At 53.1% G+C, this 22,082-nt stretch carries 16 protein-coding genes; 1 reads left to right on the top strand and 15 read right to left on the bottom strand.

Going from position 1 to position 22,082, the window contains the following annotated elements; genetic code table 11:
- Nucleotides 1-287: 287 nt before the first annotated feature.
- From ACT3RP_RS07570 to ACT3RP_RS07555, 4 genes are all read right to left on the bottom strand, one after another.
- Entirely contained in the window at nt 288-2,093 is a 1,806-nt protein-coding gene (locus ACT3RP_RS07570) for an acyl-CoA dehydrogenase C-terminal domain-containing protein (protein ID WP_444625388.1), read from the bottom strand.
- A gap of 237 nt (nt 2,094-2,330) precedes the next feature.
- Nucleotides 2,331-3,098 carry an SDR family NAD(P)-dependent oxidoreductase gene (locus ACT3RP_RS07565; RefSeq protein ID WP_096279223.1) on the bottom strand — a complete coding sequence of 256 codons (768 nt, stop codon included), beginning with the start codon at nt 3,096-3,098 and terminating at the stop codon, nt 2,331-2,333.
- A gap of 20 nt (nt 3,099-3,118) precedes the next feature.
- The gene (locus ACT3RP_RS07560; RefSeq protein WP_441684197.1) at nt 3,119-4,795 is read right to left on the bottom strand and encodes an AMP-binding protein; all 1,677 of its coding nucleotides are present in this window, start codon (nt 4,793-4,795) and stop codon (nt 3,119-3,121) included.
- A gap of 212 nt (nt 4,796-5,007) precedes the next feature.
- Nucleotides 5,008-5,577, bottom strand: coding sequence for a TetR/AcrR family transcriptional regulator (locus ACT3RP_RS07555; protein ID WP_096279219.1), 570 nt, complete (start codon nt 5,575-5,577; stop codon nt 5,008-5,010).
- A gap of 126 nt (nt 5,578-5,703) precedes the next feature.
- On the opposite strand from ACT3RP_RS07555, the gene ACT3RP_RS07550 reads away from it, so the two are divergent.
- On the top strand, nt 5,704-6,891 hold the full coding sequence (locus ACT3RP_RS07550; RefSeq protein ID WP_483393553.1) for an acetyl-CoA C-acyltransferase: 1,188 nt from the start codon (nt 5,704-5,706) through the stop codon (nt 6,889-6,891).
- 213 nt (nt 6,892-7,104) lie between these two features.
- Here ACT3RP_RS07550 and pstB read toward each other — a convergent pair whose 3' ends face one another.
- From pstB to hrpA, 11 genes are all read right to left on the bottom strand, one after another.
- Complete coding sequence (gene pstB / locus ACT3RP_RS07545) at nt 7,105-7,908, bottom strand: phosphate ABC transporter ATP-binding protein PstB (protein ID WP_096279215.1); 804 nt, start codon at nt 7,906-7,908, stop codon at nt 7,105-7,107.
- Between the two features lie 36 nt (nt 7,909-7,944).
- On the bottom strand, nt 7,945-9,303 hold the full coding sequence (pstA, locus tag ACT3RP_RS07540) for a phosphate ABC transporter permease PstA (protein WP_096279213.1): 1,359 nt from the start codon (nt 9,301-9,303) through the stop codon (nt 7,945-7,947).
- A 6-nt stretch (nt 9,304-9,309) separates the two neighbouring features.
- A complete protein-coding gene (gene pstC / locus ACT3RP_RS07535; protein ID WP_096279211.1) occupies nt 9,310-10,689 on the bottom strand; it encodes a phosphate ABC transporter permease subunit PstC in 1,380 nt (459 codons plus the stop codon).
- 108 nt (nt 10,690-10,797) lie between these two features.
- The gene (locus tag ACT3RP_RS07530) at nt 10,798-11,814 is read right to left on the bottom strand and encodes a substrate-binding domain-containing protein (RefSeq protein ID WP_483393552.1); all 1,017 of its coding nucleotides are present in this window, start codon (nt 11,812-11,814) and stop codon (nt 10,798-10,800) included.
- Between the two features lie 141 nt (nt 11,815-11,955).
- Nucleotides 11,956-12,687 (bottom strand): sulfite exporter TauE/SafE family protein, encoded by a 732-nt coding sequence (locus ACT3RP_RS07525; protein ID WP_483393551.1) that lies wholly within the window; start codon nt 12,685-12,687, stop codon nt 11,956-11,958.
- Between the two features lie 9 nt (nt 12,688-12,696).
- Nucleotides 12,697-13,893 (bottom strand): multidrug effflux MFS transporter, encoded by a 1,197-nt coding sequence (locus ACT3RP_RS07520; protein WP_441684201.1) that lies wholly within the window; start codon nt 13,891-13,893, stop codon nt 12,697-12,699.
- 282 nt (nt 13,894-14,175) lie between these two features.
- Complete coding sequence (locus ACT3RP_RS07515; protein ID WP_441684202.1) at nt 14,176-14,700, bottom strand: STAS domain-containing protein; 525 nt, start codon at nt 14,698-14,700, stop codon at nt 14,176-14,178.
- On the bottom strand, nt 14,690-15,883 hold the full coding sequence (locus tag ACT3RP_RS07510; RefSeq protein WP_483393550.1) for a PP2C family protein-serine/threonine phosphatase: 1,194 nt from the start codon (nt 15,881-15,883) through the stop codon (nt 14,690-14,692). Before ACT3RP_RS07510 ends, ACT3RP_RS07515 begins: the two co-directional genes overlap by 11 nt.
- A gap of 8 nt (nt 15,884-15,891) precedes the next feature.
- Nucleotides 15,892-16,716, bottom strand: a complete 825-nt coding sequence (locus ACT3RP_RS07505) for an MlaA family lipoprotein (protein WP_441684203.1) — start codon at nt 16,714-16,716, stop codon at nt 15,892-15,894.
- 31 nt (nt 16,717-16,747) lie between these two features.
- On the bottom strand, nt 16,748-17,869 hold the full coding sequence (locus ACT3RP_RS07500) for a beta-ketoacyl-ACP synthase III (protein WP_444625383.1): 1,122 nt from the start codon (nt 17,867-17,869) through the stop codon (nt 16,748-16,750).
- A 118-nt stretch (nt 17,870-17,987) separates the two neighbouring features.
- Nucleotides 17,988-21,992 carry an ATP-dependent RNA helicase HrpA gene (gene hrpA, locus ACT3RP_RS07495; RefSeq protein WP_483393565.1) on the bottom strand — a complete coding sequence of 1,335 codons (4,005 nt, stop codon included), beginning with the start codon at nt 21,990-21,992 and terminating at the stop codon, nt 17,988-17,990.
- Between the last annotated feature and the right edge of the window lie 90 nt (nt 21,993-22,082).

The raw sequence follows: 22,082 nt of genomic DNA, 5'->3' as shown, positions 1-22,082 counted from the left end.
GAAACATTTTTCGATGACCTGAAAACGCTAACCTGCTGACAAACCGAAGGTTTTCACCTTCATCCACCGCTGGTAACGCTAGGCGCCCCCGGCAGCGGATGCGTACTTTATGGCTTCCCAGATGAGATTGCAAGCAAAAGAAGCGGAGAGCATAAAAAAACGGCGGAAGACCTCCCTTCTGCCGCAAACCACGTTTAGAACAACGCGCAGAACAACATCATTAGAGAGCACTCATTAGCGCTTGCGTTGCTGGGCCAATGCTAGCGCCTAAAAATTAAGACCTGTTATTAAATTTCAAAACCTAAGCCAAAGTCCTCACTAGAGATGGCCATTAAGCTCGCGGCACCCGCACTTATCATTTGTGCGTGCGCACGAGTGCGCGGCAGGAGCCGCTGATAGTAGAAGCGCGCAGTGTTTAATTTCGCGGCATAAAACGCTTTATCAGACTCGCCCAAGGAGCTCGATGCCTGTTTGGCCGCACGGGCAAATAGATACGCTAACGTGACGTAACCTGAGTACATAAGGTAGTCAACGCTAGCCGCACCGACTTCTTCGCGGTCTTGCATAGCTTTCATACCCACGCCCATGGTCAGCTCACCCCACTCTGCATTCAACTTGGCAAGCGGCTCGATGAATTCGTTAAGGGCGGGATTATCAGCCTCGGCTTTACAAAATCTATGGATCTCTTTGGTGAATACTTTTAGCGACTCACCCTGGCTCATAAGCACTTTACGGCCCAATAGATCAAGCGCTTGAATACCGGTAGTACCTTCATAGAGGCGAGTAATGCGTGCATCACGCACTAGCTGCTCCATCCCCCACTCTTTAATAAAGCCATGACCACCGTAGATCTGTACGCCTTCGTTAGTACATTCAAAACCAACTTCGGTCAGGAAAGCCTTAACGATAGGTGTTAGCAGACCAAGGAGAGTTTCAGCATGATCTCGCTCTTCACCTGGCTCACCTTGTTCCACCACGTCGAGCATTTGGGCAGCGTACAGCACCAGCATGCGCCCGCCTTCCGCAAACGCCTTTTGCGTTAGCAGCATACGGCGCACGTCCGGGTGAACGATAATCGGATCAGCTGGCTTATCAGGCGCCTGCTTACCCGACAGCCCACGCATCTGTAGTCGATCCCGCGCGTAGCTCAGTGAATTCTGGAAACTCGCCTCAATCAACCCAAGCCCTTGAATACCTACGCCGAGACGCGCAGCGTTCATCATAGTAAACATGCACGCCAGCCCTTTATTGGGCGGCCCTACTAAGTAGCCTATTGCGCCATCGAAGTTCATCACACAGGTAGCATTACCATGAATGCCCATTTTGTGCTCGAGCGAACCACAGGTGACGCCATTCCGCTCCCCCACATTACCCTGAGAATCGGGTAAGAACTTAGGCACTACAAACAGTGAGATACCTTTAGAGCCTTCTGGCGCATCAGGCAGTTTTGCCAGCACTAAGTGGACAATGTTCTCTGCCAAATTATGCTCACCGGCAGAGATAAAAATCTTGGTGCCCGTAATTGCATAAGCATCACCATCAGCAGGCACTGCCCGCGTTTTGATTAGGCCGAGGTCGGTACCGCAATGGGACTCGGTTAAGCACATAGTGCCGGTCCACACACCCTCCACCAACTTAGTGAGATACGTCGCCTTCTGCTCATCAGTGCCATGGTGACGCAGAGCATCAGCAGCGCCATGCGACAGACCTGGATACATACCCCACGCCAAGTTAGTGGCACAGATCATTTCCGAAAGCAGCATGGCTAGCGAGGGCGGCAACCCCTGCCCACCATGCTCAGGGTCAGCAGCCAAACTTGGCCACCCACCTTCTACGTACTGCTGATAAGCTTCTTTAAAACCGCGAGGGGCTTTAACCTCCCCTCCTTCTAGCAAACACCCCTCTTCATCTCCACTTTGATTAATCGGTAGTAACACCTCGCGGGCAAACCGAGCTCCCTCTTCCAAAATAGCGCTGATCACATCAGGCGATGCATCATCGCCACTTGGAAGCTGTGCGTAGTGAGCGGGGTAATCAAGCATCTCGTCCATCACGAAACGCATATCACGAATAGGGGCTTGGTAGCTGGGCATCACACTTCTCCAAAAGAAGGGGGTATTGAAAGCCGATAAATTGCTTTTAGACAAACAACTTTCAAACACATGTTTGAAAACTAGCGCGAGCGCTCTATAGAGTCAAGCGAGCGTTTTAATTTAGCCTAGAAGCGCATTACAACTTTGGCCGCCAACTCAACATGCTATAGCCTCTAAACATAAAAAAACTCGCCAGTGATTCGCTGACGAGCTGCCATAACTTACTGGGAAAAACGACTACTGCATGCGAATGCCGCCATCCAAGCGAATCAACTCACCATTCAGCATAGCGTTGGTAATAATTTGCTCCGCTAATTGAGCGAACTCGTCTGGCTTGCCTAATCGCTTAGGGAATGGCACCGCAGCGGCTAGCGCCTGAGCGGCTTCATCAGGAATCTCGCTCATCATCGGCGTTTCAAATACCCCTGGGGCGATTGCCATCACGCGGATAGCATGCCGAGACAGCTCACGCGCGGCGGGAAGGCTCATCCCCACAACCCCCGCTTTAGAGGCACTGTAGGCACACTGCCCCACCTGCCCATCGAAAGCCGCAATAGACGCAGTATTGATAATCACCCCACGCTCACCGCTTTCACTAGGCACATTTTTCGCCATCGCTGCGGCGGCAAGGCGCATAACGTTAAACGTGCCCACCAGATTGATATTGATCGTTTTCTTATAGCTTTCTAGATCCGCCGGAATACCGTCTCGATCAACCAGCTTTGCCACACTTACCACGCCCGCACAATGAACCACGCCCGACAGCCCGCGCTCACCGCCTAGCGCAACGGCTGCGTCCACCGCTTTCTGCATCTGTTCAGCAGAGGTGATATCAGCAAGGACAGCCTGTGCGCCTGCCCCCAACTGCTGGGCATGCGCATTCACGCTGTCGTTCAAGTCGCACAGAACGACCCGTGCACCCGAGGCGACTAAACGCTCAGCGGTTGCTGCGCCCAGCCCTGAGGCGGCGCCGGTAATCAAAAACGTACTGTCCTTAACCTGCATAACTGGATTCCCTATGGTGGTTACAATGACTGCCTTGACTTGGATTCTTCTACCGCTTGAGCGCGTAGCTTAAAGCGCTGGATCTTTCCGCTGGGAGTTTTGGGTAGCTCATCGACAAACTCTATGATGCGTGGGAACGCATGCGTCGAAAGCCGCTCGCGTACTCGCTGCTTGATTTCATCGGCGAGGACATCACTGGGCTCAAAGCCTTCGCGCAGCACCACATACGACTTAATTACCTCGCCTCGAATTTCATCTGGCTGCCCTACGGCTGCCGATTCAGCGACCGCAGGATGCGTCATCACGCTGTTCTCAACATCCGTTGGCCCAACGCGATAACCTGCCGTGGTAATAATGTCATCATCACGGCCGGCAAACTGAAAGGTGCCATCTTCATTGCGAATCACCACGTCTCCGGTTAGGTAATAACCTTCCACAAAGGGATTTTTTTCCTGCCAGGTATATCCTGGAAAGAAGTGCGCTGGCGAGTTCTTGATATCCACCGCCAGAACACCAGGCTCCCCTGCGGGGAGTTCGCGATACTCCGCATCCAAAATGACGAGACGGTAGCCCGGCATCGGCACGCCCATGGCGCCTACGTGCTTTAAATGATCAAGCGCATGATGGTTATTACAGGTCATCCCCGTTTCGGTTTGACCGTAGTGATCCATCACCGAACAGCCGAGCGACCTTTCTACCCAGGTAACCACTTCGGTATTTAAAGGCTCTCCTGCTGAACTTGCCGCTCGCAGCTCTAACGTTTCATGCGCGTCATCAAATAGGCCTGAGGCCTTCATCAAGCGATAAGCAGTGGGCGCGGCGGCAAAATTGGTAATGTGGTGGCGCTTCATAAACGCCAGCGCCCCTTCGGCACTAAAGCCCGCCTCACAGAAATGCGTGGTTACGCCCAGCAGCAGCGGCCCGGTGATCGCATAGTAAAGGCCATAGGCCCAGCCTGGATCAGCCATATTCCAGAAGCGGTCATCGTCGCGTAGGTCAATGGCGAGCTCCATATAGATCGCAAATGCCGTCATGCCCGCCAGCGGAACCGCCACCCCTTTTGGCTTGCCCACCGTGCCAGAGGTAAACATTTGCAGAAATGGCTCATCAGGCGAGAGCCTTGGCGGACTTTCGCTCATTGACGTATGCGTCAATGCAGCTTGCCAGTCGTGATCATCGGCATGCTCGCTGGTTTCACCACCGACGGCTAACACCGACGGACACTGGCTCAAACCATCAAACTTATAGCGATTGGCGTGATCAGTTATCACAAGTTTGGTATCGGCACGCCCTAACCGATAGTCCACGGCATCAGGACCAAACGCGGTAAACAGCGGCTGGTAAACGGCACCGATACGCCATGTTGCTAGAACGGCAATCAACAGCTGCGGGGATCGTGGCAACATGCAGGCGATGCGATCGCCCTGGCGTAGCCCTTGAGCTTGAAACCAACCGGCAAGCATCGCGCTTTGCTTATCAAGCTCGGCGTAAGTCAGCGTATTAATAGCGCCTTGGGAATCTTCCTGAACCAACGCCAGTAAGTCACCACGTCCTGCACGCACATGACGCCCACAGCAGGCCTCAAAAGCATTAAGGAAGCCGTCTTGGTGGTCATCTAAGCGAGCAATGACGCTATCGATAGAAAAGCTATCCAGGTAGTGCTGGTAGTCGGGCAGTGTGTGCGGTGTCGTGGTCATGATGGCTCTCTGATGTCGTCGGTAATTGTTGTTGGTAATGAGCACGTAGCAAGCGATATGGGAACAGGCAACGCCTATAAAACATCCGTTGACGTTAACGGAACTTTTGAGATAAAAACAACGCTAAAAGCAATCGCCTTGGAGAGCAAGCATTCTGATGGTTTAAGGCACTAGACGTTGGTCGGGGCTAGCCAATGGTATACAGCGGGATATCAATCAGCGGTGGGCATTATCATAGCGACAAGCTCGTCAGCGAGGTCATCGGGTGAGCGAGAGCCGTTGGGGTCGTACCAACGAACGGTCCAATTCAAAGCCCCCAGCACAAAGCGCGACACAAGAAAACGATCACCATGGATTAATCCTGAGTCCAGCGCCTCGTCAATCACCGAGACCCACAAAGCCTCATAAGCATCGCGTAAATGACTGAGATGAGCGCTCGCCACAGGATCAAGCCTACGCCACTCAAAGAGCGCCACTACATGGGCATTGCGGTCGGTAAATAAGGTTTCAAGGTGGGCACGCGCCATGGTGCGTAAGCGAATTTCCGGCTCGGTGGCGCACTCATTCAGGGCTTTACGTGCAATCAACAAGGCATTTTGGGTGCCCTCTTCAATCACCGCCGCCAGAATTTCCTGCTTATCTTTAAAATGATGAAACAAGCTACCGGATTTAATGCCCATTTCCTGCGCCAGCATGCGCACCGTGGTGCGATCGAAGCCTTCTTGGACGAACAGCTGAGCGGCGAGACGCGTCAATTCCTTGCGGCGTGGTGATGCATTCATTACATTCATGTCATTTACACTAGCGCTTGCTTGGTTACTCTGGAGAGAACCACAGCGCTGCCAACGGGTCAACGTGTCACCCACCACTCGGCATGATAATCACAATAAACTGGAAGGAGATTGAACATGAGCAGCCCCACCGATGTTGTATTTCTAGCCGCTAAACGTACGCCGATGGGCGGCATGATGGGCAGCCTTGCCACGATGACAGCGCCACAGCTTGGCGCAACCGCCATTAAGGCGGCGATTGAAGCGTCAGGTATCGACCCCGCTGCGATAACCGAAGGAATTATGGGCTGTGTACTGCCCGCGGGCGTTAAACAGGGGCCTGCTCGCCAAGCCATGCGCCAAGCCGGCATACCCGATGCCAATGGTGCCACCACCATTAATAAGCTGTGCGGCTCTGGAATGAAGGCTACCATGCTTGCCCACGATCTTATCAAAGCGGGCAGTGGCGATATTGTGCTGGCTGGCGGCATAGAGTCCATGTCTAACGCACCTCACATTCTGACGAAGGCACGCGGCGGCTATCGACTGGGACATGGCGAACTAAAAGATCACATGTTTTTAGACGGACTGGAAGATGCTGAAACGGGAAAACTGATGGGCGTCTTTGCCCAAGACGTCGCCACTCAGCGCGGCTACACTCGCGAACAGCTTGACGACTTCGCTATCGCGTCTCTTGAGCGCGCGATGGCCGCGACGAATGCAGGCCACTTGACCAACGAGATGGCCCCCGTCACCGTTACATCTCGCCACGGAGACACCGTTGTTGAACATGACGAGCAGCCCTTTTTAGCCAAACTAGACAAAATCCGCCAGCTCCGCCCTGCTTTTGCCAAAGACGGCACCATTACCGCGGCCAACGCCAGCTCCATTTCCGACGGCGCCTCCGCACTCATCTTGGCCAGCCAAGCAGCGGCCGAGCAGCACGGCATTAAACCACTCGCGCGGATGGTGGGTCATTCAACCCATGCCCGCCACCCAAGTGAGTTCACCATTGCGCCTGTCGGTGCGATTGAAAAATTGATGAAAAAGCTAGGCTGGGGCGTTAACGATGTGGATTTATTTGAAATCAACGAAGCCTTTGCCGTCGTGACCCTGATGGCCATGGATGATCTAGGGCTGCCCCATAGCAAGGTCAACGTTTTTGGCGGCGCCTGCGCCCAAGGCCACCCAATTGGCTCGACTGGCTCGCGCATTATTGCCACGCTGATTCATGCCCTGCGAACACAAGGTGGCCGACGCGGCATCGCAAGCCTGTGTATCGGCGGAGGTGAAGCGACAGCCGTCGCCGTTGAGTTAATCGACTAATCAATGGCACATAGCTCGTTGTGACAAGAGCCAACGTCTCTTTTTAATAAAAAAGACGTTGGCTTAAAGCTTAGTCATTAAAGCTTAGTCATTAAAGCTTAGTCATTAAAGCTTAGTCATTAAATCTTAGTCATTAAATCTTAGTCATTAAATCTTAGTCATTAAAGCTTAGTCATTAAAACTGAGCCATTAAAACTTAGCCAATTAAGGTACTTAACCGAAGCGTCCGGTAATATAGTCGTGCGTGCGCTGATCCCGTGGGTTAGTGAAAATAGTATCGGTACTGTCCACTTCCACCAGGTCTCCCATGTGGAAAAAGGCGGTACGGTCAGCGACGCGAGCAGCCTGTTGCATATTGTGCGTTACCATCACAATGGTATAACTCTCGCTCAGCTCATCTATCAACTGCTCAATTTTCGCTGTTGCGATTGGGTCGAGCGCCGAACAGGGCTCGTCCATCAAAATGACATCAGGGCTAACGGCCACGGTTCTGGCAATACATAGACGCTGCTGCTGCCCGCCGGATAGGCCCGTGCCGGGCTGATCAAGGCGATCCTTAACCTCGTCCCACAAGCCCGCACGACGCAGGCTGCTTTCAACGATATCGTCTAACTCTGCCTTACGCTTTGCCAGTCCGTGAAGACGCGGCCCATAGGCGATATTTTCGTAGATCGATTTAGGAAACGGGTTAGGCTTTTGAAACACAATGCCGACCTGAGCCCGCAGTAGTACGACATCGCGATCCGGAGCATAAATATCGTTATTATCTAACGTTATTCTGCCTTCGACACGACAAATATCAATAGTGTCGTTCATCCGATTCAGGCAGCGTAAAAACGTTGATTTACCGCAGCCCGAAGGGCCGATAAAGGCCATTACTTCATTCTCGTAAATATCGAGATCAATCCCATTAATCGCCTGAGCATTGCCGTAAAACACTTCGACGTTTTCAGCGCTCATTTTCACTTTATCTTTTGCCTTACTGGTGCGGCTCTCGCCGTTACCCACACTCACCATAGGCGAAGGTATATTAGGCTGTGTAGAAGTATTCACTTACCACCTCGTCTCGAATTTTTTACGCAACCAAATCGCCAATGCATTCAAGCTAAGCATCAGCCCTAGCAACACGATGATGGCTGCTGATGTGCGCGCTTCAAAGAAATTGCGCAGCTCATTGCCCTGCCAGAGATAAATCTGTACAGGCAACGCCGTTGATTGTTCCAGCGGCGTACCCGGCACGTTGGCCACAAAGGCATTCATTCCAATCAGCAGTAACGGCGCCGTTTCACCTAACGCTTGTGCAATACCTAGAATAGAGCCGGTCAATATACCGGGCAGCGCCAGCGGCAGCACATGGTGAAAAACGGTTTGTACTTTCGATGCCCCAATACCCAACGCCGCTTGGCGTATGGAAGGAGGGATCGAACGCAGCGATGCGCGCGTGGTAATAATGATCGTCGGCAATGTCATTAACGTTAGCACCAAACCGCCGACGACCGGTGCTGATAGCGGCAAGCCAAAGTAGCCAATAAAGATGGATGCCCCCAACAGGCCAAAGACAATGGAAGGCACAGCGGCCAAATTATTGATGTTGATTTCGATCAGATCGGTGAGACGGTTTTGAGGCGCAAACTCTTCAAGATAAACAGCGCTCGCGACACCGATAGGCACCGACAGCAAAATGACCACCATCATCATAAACAGAGAGCCCATAAAGGCACCTGCCAAACCTGCTGACGCCGGTGAACTGCGCGAATCCGTATTGAGAAACAGCGATGTGCTGAAAGCATTCTCAATGATGCCTTCATCACTGAGCCGATCAGCCCACTCACGCGTTTGCGGGCTAAGCTGCTGACGCGCATCCGGTAAGCTGCGATCTATATTGCCTTTGATCCATACATCCACATTGGCGCTGGCAAGCAGCTTGACCTCGACAGTTTGACCAAGCAATGAAGGCTTTTCAATAAACTGGTCGCGTAATGCAAAGCGCTCGCCAGAGGCCAATAATGCCCGCAAGTCGCGCAATTGGCGAGACTCAACATCCACGCCTAATGCATCTTCCATTGCATTATCAATCAGTGACTGCCAGTTGATTAAACTGGCCTGCGTTAGCCATGCGCCATAGCGTTCATCAAATGCAAGCTGGGTCTCGCCATCTTCACGCCGCGGCTTTTCATCCAACTGAATAACCTCAGGGTCAAAATACACGTCGGTGTAAACCGTCGACTGCCAAAAAGCAGGTACGCCACGCGCAAGAATACTCGCGAATAAAATGATTACCAGAGCCATGCCCGTTGTCACAGCGGCTAACCCCACGCGGCGAAAGCGGGTCTCTTTGCGGTGTCGTTTCGCCAGCGATTTTTCGATCGTCATCAGACGGTGCTGTCGACGCTGCTCAATCGTTATAGACATAGTCGCTTACTCGTATTGCTGGCGATATTTACGCACCACAACCAGTGCGATAACGTTCAAACCTAGGGTAATCACAAACAGCGTCAAACCAAGTGCAAACGCAACCAGCGACTGCGGGCTGGCAAAATCCATGTCCCCGGTCAGCTGATTAACAATGGTGACTGTGATGGTTGAAACCGCTTCGAAGGGATTGCCATGCAGCACTGGATTATTACCCGCGGCCAATACCACAATCATGGTTTCACCAATCGCCCGACTGGCCGCCAACAAAAAGGCCCCGACGATACCCGGCAGTGCTGCCGGCAAAACTACTTGGCGGATCGTTTCAGACTTCGTTGCACCTAGCCCCAGCGCACCATCGCGCAGCGATTTAGGCACCTGGGTAATAATGTCGTCGGAAAGCGATGAGACAAAAGGAATAATCATAATCCCCATCACCAGGCCGGCGGTCAGTGCGCTGGTGGTACGGATATTGATACCGATGACATCACCGACACTCGACAAGAAAGGACCAATGACAATCAGCGCGAAAAAACCATAAACAATCGTTGGAATACCCGCTAACACCTCAATTACCGGCTTAGCGATATTACGCAGCCAGCGAGGCGCGTATTCGGCCATATAAATGGCTGTCATGAGACCAATGGGGATGGCCACTAAGAGGGCAATGGCGCTCACCATCATGGTGCCCCATAGCAACGGCAGGAGCCCAAATTCGCCCTGAGCACTCGACCCGGCGGTATTGAAACGAGGATTCCAAGTGGTTCCCAAGAAAAATTCAGCGGGGCTAATAAAGCTGAAAAACTTTAAAGCCTCTCCCAGCATGGAGAGCACAATACCCACCGTGGTAAAAATCGCTACTGCCGAACAGGCTGCTAAGGCAAAGGTAATCACCCGCTCAACTTGGTTTCTAGCGCGCCACTGGGGTGAAATATGCCGCTTGGCATATGTCAAACCGGCGACCACTAACACAGCCATTAGCGCGACGAGACTTAGATTTTCATAGGTATGCAGGCGCGCCATATGGTTGGCAGCCGCCAGTTCTTGGGCACTTCCACCGCCGGCAACACCACGCCCTTCGGCTAGTACGGAAATACGACGTAACGTTGTTTCAAGCTCCCGTCCGCTCATGCTAGCCACCAACTCATGGGGCAACTGATGAGTAACGAGCATCTCAATAAGCTGGGGCGCTAAGAAAGACCACAGCAAAAACAGCACTAAGGCTGGCAGCCCGCACCACAATGCAACGAGCACACCGTAATAGCCCGGCCGCGAGTGCATCCTGACATCATTTTCTGCCGCAACCGCACGGCTTCGTGTCAGCCCTAAGTGGTAAGCCAGGGCCATGATCACGAGCAGTGTGGCTATCAAGGCAATGTTGCTCATTATCTCTCCGCCTGTGATTTTCTACATTTAAGCGCCGGCATCAGATCATTGATGCCGGCGCGACTGCCAAGCGAGTTAAGTGTTAATCGATGGCAAGTAGGCCCGTATTTACTCTGGGCTAACCACAGTGCGGGCTTGGAACTGCTCAAGCGCGGTTGCACGCTCCTCTTCATCCAGTGGAATAAGACCAGCATCTTCCAGCGGGCTGCCGTAGCCTGACACCATGTCGTTCAGGAAGTATTCGGTGTATTCGGCCAGACCCGGAATTACGTCAAGGTGCTCACCTTTCACGTAGAAGAACAGCGGACGAGAAATCGGGTATTCGCCCGAGCCAATGGTTTCCAGACTTGGCGTTACGCCGTCAACGGTGGCCACTTGTAGGCGGTCGCGGTTCTGCTCGTAAAAGCTAAGACCAAATACGCCAACGGCGTCTGCTTGAGCATCTAAACGCGCTAGCGTTTCGGTGTAGTCGCCAGCAATTTCAACGATACGGCCATCGCCACGTAGGTTGACGCAGGCATCACCCTCAACCTGGGCGTCGCTTTCACAGCCAGGGTGGATGACTTTCTCTTCGAACACTTCACGGGTGCCGTGGTTTGAAGCGGGGATGACCAGCACAATTTCCTGGTCTGGCAGGTCAGCATCGATTTCTGACCAACGGGTATAGGGGTTATCCACCAGTTCGCCGTCTTGGGTAACTTGGGCTGCGGCGGCTTTGAAGACATGGTCTGGGGTCAGTTCAAAGGCTTCGCGGTCTAGGCGCGAGGCAAAAACAATACCGTCGTAACCGAATTTGACCTCAAGTATTTCATTGACCCCGGCCTCATTACAGCTCGCTACTTCAGCGCTACGGATGGCGCGTGAGGCATTAGCAATATCGATGGTGTTTTCGCCAACGCCTTGGCAGAACTGACGCAAGCCACCACCAGAGCCACCAGAGCCAACGACCGGTGTACCGAACTGAGAAAAAGTATTCCCAAACTCTTCAGCAACGATACTGGCAAACGGAAGTACCGTAGAGGAACCCGCAATCTGCACGGTATCGCGCGCCATTGCAGTAGCGGAAACGCCAGTGGCCAGGGCCGCTACTACTGCAACACCTAATGTCTTCTTAGCTACATTCATCGTCGTGTTCCCCTCTGGTTTAATATCCGGTTAGCACTTAGCTTCCGGAAGAGCTGGCCCAATGGCCTTGCGCAAAGAGGAGTCTGCACACGATCGATTGCAGAAATATGACAGTGACCAATTATTGCTATTTTTTTAACGTCACACTAAAAGCCCTATCGCTGCTAGCGTACACAGCGTTAGTGAAGCACCCTGCAATAGGCGTCTGTCTAAGCGATGTGCTAGCGCACCTGCCAGCGCATTACCGATAAGCACCGCAGGCAAAAAAGTCAGCGCCATTTGAAAATGCCATAGCTGAATTTGATTCGCCAACGCGAGAGTTATCAGCGTTAGCGTAGAGGTTAAAATAAAGAAAGCGGCCAGATTGCCGCGCATTCGATCAACCGGCAAGCCGTGCATCAACAATACGATAGGCGGGCCGCCAATAGCCGCAACGGTACCGAAAATACCGGACAGAACACCCGCTCCAAACAGCGTTACACGGTTCACCGGCAGCTGAAAACGGCATACAGTGACTAATACCGTGAACAATACGATAACGGCAATCAGCTTTTCTAAGATCACCATAGGGGCCACAAGTAGCAGCCAAACACCCAGCGCATTACCAGGCAGGCGCCCTACTAACGCCATTCCAATAGCATCCAGCCGCACCTCGTGCCAATAGTGGCGCACCATCATAAGCGAGACAGTCAGCCCAAATAACACCAGCGTGACCGGCACTAGGCGAGGCTCCAACATCAACAGTAGCGGTGCCCCCACTACCGCCAACCCGAAGCCGGTCGCTCGCTGAACAAAAGCACCAAGCATCAAAACCGCGGCACAGGCAAGCCAGGTATCTAATGGCAGGTTGATCCAGGCAAGCAGACTATTCATGTGTGCTGTTCATCCCCGTAGCTCATCCACCGCAGGTTTCTTGGTTAGCTTGCGTACCCCAATATTGCCTAGCAACGTCGCACTCAGCATGGTGAGAACCATTGGCCACAGATGCTCTACTTCAAACAGCCCAACCATGACACCGGCAAGCGCTCCGCAGGTGAATTGGATACCGCCAAGCAACGCCGTTGCCGTTGCGCTGATATGCCCAAAGTGATCCAACAGTGCGGAAATAGCGTTAGGCGTAATCAGCCCAATCATGCCGGTAAATAGCATAATGAGAGGCACCACAACGAACAGTGAGGCTATATTTAAAGCGGTAACAAGCACCAGACCCAGCGCGGCGACTAACTGCACTAGTAGTCCTAAACGTAAATTTTGTTGCGGTGAACGCTTACGCAACAGATGAATATTGACGCGATTTGAGAGCGCAATAACCAATACGTTCACCCCAAACACCAGAGGGTAAGTAACTGGAGACAAGCCAAAATAATCTAGATACAGAAATGGCGACGCGGTTACAAACGCAAATAACCCGGCAAACGAAGAAGCAACGGCGCAAATATAGCCCATACCTTCCCGGTGCTTAAGCACGCTGGCATAGTTACGGATAACTTGTCGTGGTGACGCTGCCGGTAATGACATATCCCGCGTTTCAGGCAGACGCGTGCCTAAAAGCCATAATAAGAAGCCGGCATAGACCGCTAAAAATACAAAAATTAGCCACCATCCGGCAATATGAAGCAACAAACTGCCGACTGCCGGCGCTACTAGCGGCGCCAGCATCATAATCATCGCCATGGTAGACATGACTTTGGCAGCCTCTCGGCCACTAAAACAGTCGCGCACAATCGCGGCCGAATTGACCACGCAGGCACCTCCGCCAAGCGCTTGTATAAAACGCCAGAAGAGCAGCGTAGACAAACTATCCACCGTGGTAATCGCTAAGCTTGCCAGCATAAAAACGACTAAACCACCCAGCAGTACCGGCTTGCGTCCCATTCGATCAGATAGCGGACCAAAACAAAGCTGGCCTAATGCAAAGCCAAACAAAAAGACGCTAATAGAAAGCTCAGTCCGATGAATGCTGGCATCAATACTGTCAGCGATGATGCCTATAGCGGGCAAATACGCATCAATAGCAAAGGGAGCAAGAGCAGTATTGGCAGCAACCAGCAGTGCCACCCGACGAGGATTAAGGTGCATGAGGCTCCATAGGAGGCACAACAGGTGCGCACAGGGATAGATAGGCCGCTAAGCATAGACGATTTGATTACATTTGTCGGTATTTACACGCCATTACCACTGCCTCGTTAATCCCTATAGGACTAAAAGAGCTAGATAATCAGGCGAGCAATTTAAATAACAACAGATAAGCAGGCACGCATACGAGAACGATCATAAAAGGCAGAAACACGACGATTCAGCGTATTGCGCAATACCCCGTTAGCATATGCGCTCTAGCCGCAAGGTCAGTTCACAGACGTACTAGCAATGAGTTGCAGCACACTGCGACTCAAGCATCTCAACCAGCGGCTGAAACTGCTCACGGTTGTGCTCATTCATATGCATTAAAATGCGATGGGCCTCGAGAATTCGCTCACGCAGGCCTTCTTCGTCTGCGGGCTCTTCAGGCAATTCTTCAAGTGCATCATTGAGCGCGACAGGTTGCTGCAGAGGCAAAGGCGCTTCCATAAGAGTAAAGAAGCGCGCGAAGCCCATTACATCGAGCATTTTGCGAACGTCAGGATTATCGACAATAATGGTTGGCGGCTGCTCCAAGCGCCCTTTGACGGCCATCGCAACCTTAGCGAGAAAGCCCAGGGCGGTGGAGTCCACATTGGTGGCTTCTCGCAGGTCAATCAATACGGCGCGCAGCCCTGGCGTCTCGGCAAGACGTTGAGCTTGAGAGTCCAGCGTGGCGCATAGCGTCAAGCGCACATCGCCGCACAGCTTTAAAACAAAAACACCAGTATCGAAAGCCGCTTTTATGCGACCTTCTTCAATCAGCATGACCAAATCCGCTCACCATCATGATTGTAAGATCATCGGGTAAAGCATCGCGCTCCTGATTAGCGTCAAACTGTGCATCTCCTTTAGCAAGGAGTGCATTAGTTCCCACTAACCTATCGCGCAACTGCTCAAGCGTTACACTCTCGCTTACTAATTGCTCAAGCTCCTTGAGCCGCGTGTCGAGCGTTTTACCCGGCAAGCATTCCAATACACCGTCTGAACATAGCCACAAACGAAACTCAGGCGGCAAGGAACAGCTCAGCGAAGGATACTCTACATCGGGGAAAAGGCCTACCGGCATTCCTTCGCCCTCTAAGCGACTTAGCTTTCCTTCTGCCACTAACAGGGGCATCGGCAGCTGAGCGCCGAGCGAATAGTGAAGAGTCTTTGCCTCATGGTCAATAACACCGACAAATAACGTCGCGTGCTTGCCAATGTCAGTGCCCTGCAGCTCACGGTTCATTGCCGTTAACCAGTCCGGCGGTAAGTCCTCAGGCTTCTGCCCATCCCACTCACTGAGCCAGCGGTTACATAAATACTTTAGTAACACCGTCACAAATGCCGATGAGGCGCCATGCCCCGAAACATCCGCAAAATAAAAAGCGCTATAGCGGTCGTTATAGCGCTGATAGTCTAGAAAATCCCCGGATAAATACAGCGAGGGGGCAAACCAGTAATCGAAATACACCCCGTTGATGACTTTAGGATGAATCGGCAGTAAGCGCCGCTGGATATGGCCCCCACTTTGCTGGTCCATACGCAGCAGCGCTAAATGCGTCTCTAGGCTTTCATTCAGCTCAGCTAGACGCTCGTGGTCGCGCTCACGCTCCAGGGCAAGATCATTAAGCTCTATCGCTTTGCGAATCATCCGTCGTAACAGCTCGGCATGGCGCAAAGGATGAACGATATAGTCCACTAGGCCAACATCAATCGCCTTAATAAGATCCGCATCTTGGCGCGAGTCGCTGACCACCAGCGTCGGTAGGCGCCGGGTTAGCTGCGACCACTGCTGCCTAGGAACCGCTCTAGCATGCGCGACAATAAGCACTGTGTCAGCGGGGAGATGCTCAATATTCTCTGATGCAAACACCCACATGCCATCACAGGTAATAGCTTCAGCCAGCGCATCGCGCTCACAACCCGGTTCGTCGATGACCGCGATCAACTGCTTAGAATGATCCATCATTAGCCTCAATCGGCGCTATTATCGCCATCAACGCCGTCATCACCAAAGTCGCTCTCATCAAAGTCGCTATCATCAAAATCAAAGGCATCCGCGGCAAATGGGTCATCGCCCAGTTCTCCATCACTCACCTCAAATTGACGACTCTGTAAGAAAGCATCACGGATAAAGCTATAACGATCACCGCGGATCAACGCCTCCTGATCAAGCAAGCCTGCACGAACATCGATTAGCCGCAGTGCAGTAAGGCTTATACGAGCGGTATCATCATCGACATAGGTGACCGGATACGCAGCCAGGTCGGCAGGTAAGCCGGTAGTATCGCGCAGCGTGCTTGGGCCTAATAAAGGCAATACAAGATAGCGCGAATCATCCCATCCCCACACTGCTAGTGTTTGGCCAAAATCTTCTTTATCAGCGGTAATTTCCATTAGGGTGGCATAGTCCAATAACCCGCCGACGCCCACTGTGGAGTTAATTAAAAACCGTGATGTGGCCAGGCCCGCGTTTGCTGGCTTACCCTGCAGAAGGCTATTAAGCGCCGTTCGCACTTCGCCCAAATTGGAGAAAAAGTTACCTACTCCTGTTTGTACCGGGTCAGGCGTAACCGTTCGGTAGCCCTGAGCGACTGGCTTTAGCGCATAGCGATCTAATACGTCGTTAAACGCAAACACTTTGCGGTTAAAGCCTTCCCAAGGATCATCAGGGTTAGTGTCTTGCGCCACCTGCGTGCTGGCACAGCCGCCGGTGGCCAATAACGCCACCAATAGAAGAGGCAATCCTTGTGTACGCCACGTAAGCGCTGGCTTTTCTTTATTTAAAAACGGCTGCATGACATTTTCCTTTATCCATTTCAACGCCACGTTACCGGCGGCGAACTACCACACTTCCAGCACTGTAACCCGCCCCGAAGGAGCAAATCACGCCAATGTCGCCTTCTACCAGCTCTTCGCGATGAAGGTGGAACGCAATAATCGACCCAGCGGAGCTAGTGTTCGCGTAGCGATCCAAAATAATCGGCGCCTGAGCGGCACTCGGGTCGTAACCAAGCACTTTACGGGCAATCAAGTCATTCATATGCTGATTGGCTTGATGCAGCCACATACGCTTCAAATCACTGCCATTCAACTCCAAAGATGCCAAATGATCGGTGATCAATTTAGCGACCATTGGACAGACCTCTTTAAACACCCGCCGCCCTTCTTGCACAAACAGCTTATCAAGGGCCAGCGGGTCACTGTCCGTTACACGGCTGAGAAAACCCGCATTATTACGAATTGCATTGGAAAACTTGGTAACTAGGCGCGTACCCAGAATCTCAAACTGTTCATCGGCAGCAGCAGTTGCACTATTTTCCAGGACGATGGCGGTGCAAGCATCACCGAAAATAAAGTGGCTGTCACGGTCTCTGAAATTGAGATGCGCCGAGCAAATTTCCGGATTGACCACCAGCGCGCGCTTAATGCTTCCAGACGCTATCGCATTGGCCGCTGTTTCCAAAGCAAACGTCGCTGAGCTGCAGGCGACATTCATATCAAATCCATAGCCGCTGGTACCCAGTGCTTGCTGCACTTCGACTGCCACGGCGGGATAAGCACGCTCTAAATTCGAGCAGGCAACGATCACCAGCTCAATGTCGGCAGGGTCAACGCGCGCTGCGGCCAAAGCTTGGCGCGCTGCGGCGGTGGCCATTTCACACTGAAGTGAGGGTTCATCATTATTCCGCTGTGGCAGTTTAGGCCGCATACGCTGTGGGTCAAGGATACCTTGCGCATCGAGGACGTAACGATTCTTAATACCTGATGCTTTTTCAATAAACTCACTGCTCGAATGGGCGAGTGGCTCACGCTCTCCCCGGCCAATAGCGTCAGCATGCTGGTGATTTTCAGCGTCTACCCAAGTATTAAATGCCGCCACTAAAGCGGCATTATCAACGGCGTGTTCCGGCGTATAGAGGCCTGTCCCGGTGATCACCACATGTGTCATGCCAATCTCCTTTTAGCGGCTTGCCGAGGTAACTTTCGGCGTAACCATAATGTTACTGTGTGCGTAAAATAGCGCTTTTTCCAGCAACTTTTTTTCGACACCGATTTTGGTCAACACACTAGGCACTAATAATTTCTTGCCAGCGCTTTTCTAACCGTTTTACCGAAACCGCCATCTTAGTACCCTGCTGCTGAGCGAACAGTGACACCCTGAGCTCCTGCAGCCACCAGCCGAAAGCAACCAGTTCGGGGTCTTCCACTTGGCCACGCCGCTCACTCTTACGCCGCGCATCAAAACGCGCCTCCAACGCTTGAACATCGTGCATCATCATTTGATCGCGGCCGCGCTCACGGGCGGCCTTTTCAAGACGTATCAGTGCCGCTTCGGCGTAACGCGGGTATTCCTCAAGCCAATCGCCGGCATTGCGAATAAAGCCGGTATAAACCAAGCGCTGCATTTGTGCACTGACATCGCTATACACCAGCGCAAGGGAAAAATTGAGCTTACCTTTGAGCAGTTTACTAACCGCTAAGTGCCCTTTTAGCGCGGCCTCTACCCGTAATAGTAAAGCACTCGCTGCGTTAACAAGCTGATGCTGGGTATCGTTGAGTCGTTGGCTCAACTCCCCCGCCGAGCGCGGCAGCGGATGCCGAGCCACCACCTGAGTAAATACAGCCAACAGCAGATCATCGACCAGAGCTTGCTTACTCCCCACTTTAGCAAACAGCAGTGCGCACTTCTCAACGCCAGGTAACTGCTTAATTGCTTTGACCTGCTCCGGCAATTTGGCAATAGCTAGCCGGGCAATGCCCTCCTGATGGGCGGCATCGGCTTTGGCAGGGTGATCGAATAGCGCAACTTTAAACTCGCTCGCTTGCGCCACTAGAGCCGGATATGCCTCAACGCGAATACCGGCCTGGGTGGTGATGCGGGAAGCCGGTAACGGGGCCTCAGGCAGACCGGCAACGGCAGGCTCAATGCTGACCTGTTCGGCCAGTGCTTGAGCACCTGCGCTGGCCGCCGCTTCATAGCGCCGTTCTAAGGCGCGCAGATCGCGCCCCTGGCCCAAGGTTTCACCCGCGTGATCCACCACGCGAATATTCATAATCAGGTGCGGCTCAAGCAAATCTAAGCGCCAGTCTTCGAGCTGCACGCGCGTCGCTGTGCGACGGCGAATAAACTCCCCAAGAGCCTCGGTCAATGGGCGCTGATCAGGCACCAGGGTTTCCAGCGCAGCATCGACCCAATCGGGAATTGGCACAACCTGACGGCGAATACTTTTCGGCAGCGACTTCAATAGCGCAATGCATTTCTCACGCAATAGCCCGGGTACCAGCCATTCTAAAGCATGCACTGGCACCTGCGGCAGCATGGCCGCGGGAACGGTCAGCGTGATGCCGTCGTCTTCAGCGTCAGGGTCAAAATGATAGCTAACCGGATATGCAACGCCAGCCAAGGTTACATAATCGGGATACTGCGTCTGGGTGACATCGTCAGCATCGCGCGCTTTTAACGACTCAAGATCGAAATGCAGTAGCTCTGGATCACGCTGCTCGGCTTGCTTGCGCCAGTGTTCAAACCCTTTGCCGTTAACCGTTTCGGCGGGGATACGCGCATCGTAAAAATCAAAAAGCGTGTCTTCATCGACCAAAATATCGCGCCGTCGAGCGCGATCTTCTAGCGCCTCGACTTCACTGACCAACGCTCGGTTGTGGGCGAAGAAAGCACCTTTAGTCTGAAACTCACCCTCCACCAGCGCGCGGCGAATAAACAGCTCCCGAGACTCCTTAGGCGCTATTGGCCCGTAATGAACGCGGCGCCTCGCGACAATCGGCAGACCAAACAACGTAACCTGCTCAAATGCCACCACCTGTGCCCGCTTCATTTCCCAATGCGATTCGCTGTAAGTGCGCTTTATCAGATGCTGCGCCTGAGGCTCAATCCAGTCTGGGTCAATTTTGGCCACCGTGCGGGCAAATAGCTTTGACGTCTCGATCATCTCAAACGCCATCATCCACTTGGGTGATTTTTTAGCCAGCCCAGAGCCGGGGTGAATCATAAACTTTCGGTTGCGGGCGCCCAGATATTCACGGTTCTCAAGCAGCGTGCCCAAATTAGAAAGCAGCCCTGATAACAGCGCCTGATGCAGCTTGCCCGAGGTTTTGCGCCGCATCTGTCGAGCCTGCTCTTCACTCTCTTCTTCGTTGCGTGGCAAGGGTGCAGGTACATCAATATCCATATCTCGCAGCAGCTGACGCAGCTGTCGGAAGGTGTCGTGCCATTCTCGCATGCGCAGGTAGTTGATGTAGTGCTCGCGACACCAGCGCCGCAACTGGTTTCCGGACAGCGCTTCGCGGGCATTTTCGATGCCGTGCCAAAGGTTCAGCAATGCAACAAAGTCTGAATCCGGGTCGTGCCAGCGCTGGTGTGCTTGATCAGCGGCTTGGCGCTTATCTGCCGGCCGGTCGCGGGGGTCTTGAATAGCCAATGCCGACACCACAATCAGCACATCGCGCAAACTACCCATGTCCACGCCTGCCAACACCATGCGCGCTAAGCGAGGGTCAATCGGCAGCCGCGCAAGCTTACGACCCAGCGTAGAGAGGCGCTGCTGCTCATCCACGGCGCCCAGCTCGAACAGCAGTCGAAAACCGTCTTTAACAAAGCGGCTATCCGGCGGATCAACAAAAGGAAAAGCTTCTATATCGCCAAGCTTGAGGCCCAGCATTGAGAGAATCACCGAGGCTAAATTGGTGCGCTGAATTTCAGGGTCGGTAAAGCCTGGCCGAGATAAGAAATCTTCTTCGCTGTAAAGGCGAATACAGACCCCTTCCGCAACCCGCCCGCAGCGCCCTTTACGCTGATTCGCGCTCGCTTGACTGACGGCCTCCACGGGCAGGCGCTGGATTTTTGACCGGTAGCTGTAACGGCTGATACGCACAAGCCCTGGATCGATCACATAGCGAATGCCGGGCACCGTCAGCGAGGTTTCTGCAACGTTGGTCGCCAGCACAATTCGGCGCCCGCGGTGCGAGGCGAAGACACGGTTTTGCTCTTCGTTGGAAAGGCGTGCGTAGAGAGGCAGAATTTCAGTGCCTTTTAAGTCCGCGCGGCGCAGCGTATCGGCGGTTTCACGAATCTCACGCTCTCCGGGTAAAAACACCAGCACATCGCGAGGGCCATGCAACCAGCCTTTATCACGTTCAATGGTCTCGAGTTCTTCTACCGCGTGCAGAATACCCTCTTGCAGCGTGCGATCGTCTTCATCGTCTTCGTCACGTACCAGCGGCCGATAGTGCACCTCAACGGGATAGGTCCGCCCGGTCACTTCCACGACCGGTGCAGGCGTCTTAGCGGTACCGAAATGCTCAGCAAAGCGCGCCACGTCAATGGTAGCCGAGGTAATAATAACTTTGAGATCGGGCCGCTTGGGTAACAAACGCTTTAGATAGCCCAGCAGAAAATCGATATTCAGGCTTCGCTCGTGAGCCTCATCGATGATGATAGTGTCATAGCGCAGCAACAGCGGGTCGTGCTGAGTCTCAGCCAGCAAGATACCGTCCGTCATTAGCTTGACTAACGTGCTCGGCGTACTCTGATCATGAAAGCGTACCTGATAGCCTACCTGCTCGCCCAAAGAGACGTTCAACTCTTCCGCCAAACGCCCGGCAACGCTTCGAGCCGCCAAGCGCCGTGGCTGGGTGTGGCCAATCAAGCCACGACGGCCACGCCCCAGCTCTAAGCACATTTTTGGAAGTTGAGTGGTTTTGCCTGAGCCGGTCTCCCCCGCCACCACGACGACTTGATGATCACGGATGGCGTTAAGAATATCTTCTCGCCGCTCAACAACCGGTAGTTCAGGCGGATAATTAAGCGCGACCTGCTGCGCCTGACGTAGGCTAAGCAGCTGCTGAGCACGGCTGATCTCGCACTGCACCTCATCCAAACCACGGCTGATAGGCTTGTTATCGCGCAGGCGACGGTTCAAACCACTCAGGCGCTTCTCCAGCCTCTCTGTATCGCGCAGCATCACCTCCCCCGCTGCCTGTGTCAGCGATGCAAGGCGTTGGCTATCGGTGGGGGCTGTAGGGATGTCAGTGGTCACGATTGAGTAGGCTTCCATTCGCTTGAGTGGCACAAAAAATCAACCCGCTCAATTGAGCGGGTCGTAAGCACAGCCTCGTAGTGTAACGCTTTCATTTGCTTGACGCCT

It is taken from the genome of Halomonas sp. AOP5-B2-8 (assembly GCF_052376475.1).
Classification (GTDB): Bacteria; Pseudomonadota; Gammaproteobacteria; order Pseudomonadales; family Halomonadaceae; genus Vreelandella; species Vreelandella casei.
The sequence above is the reverse complement of the archived record's forward strand: the minus strand, read 5'-3'. Positions and strand labels throughout refer to the sequence as shown.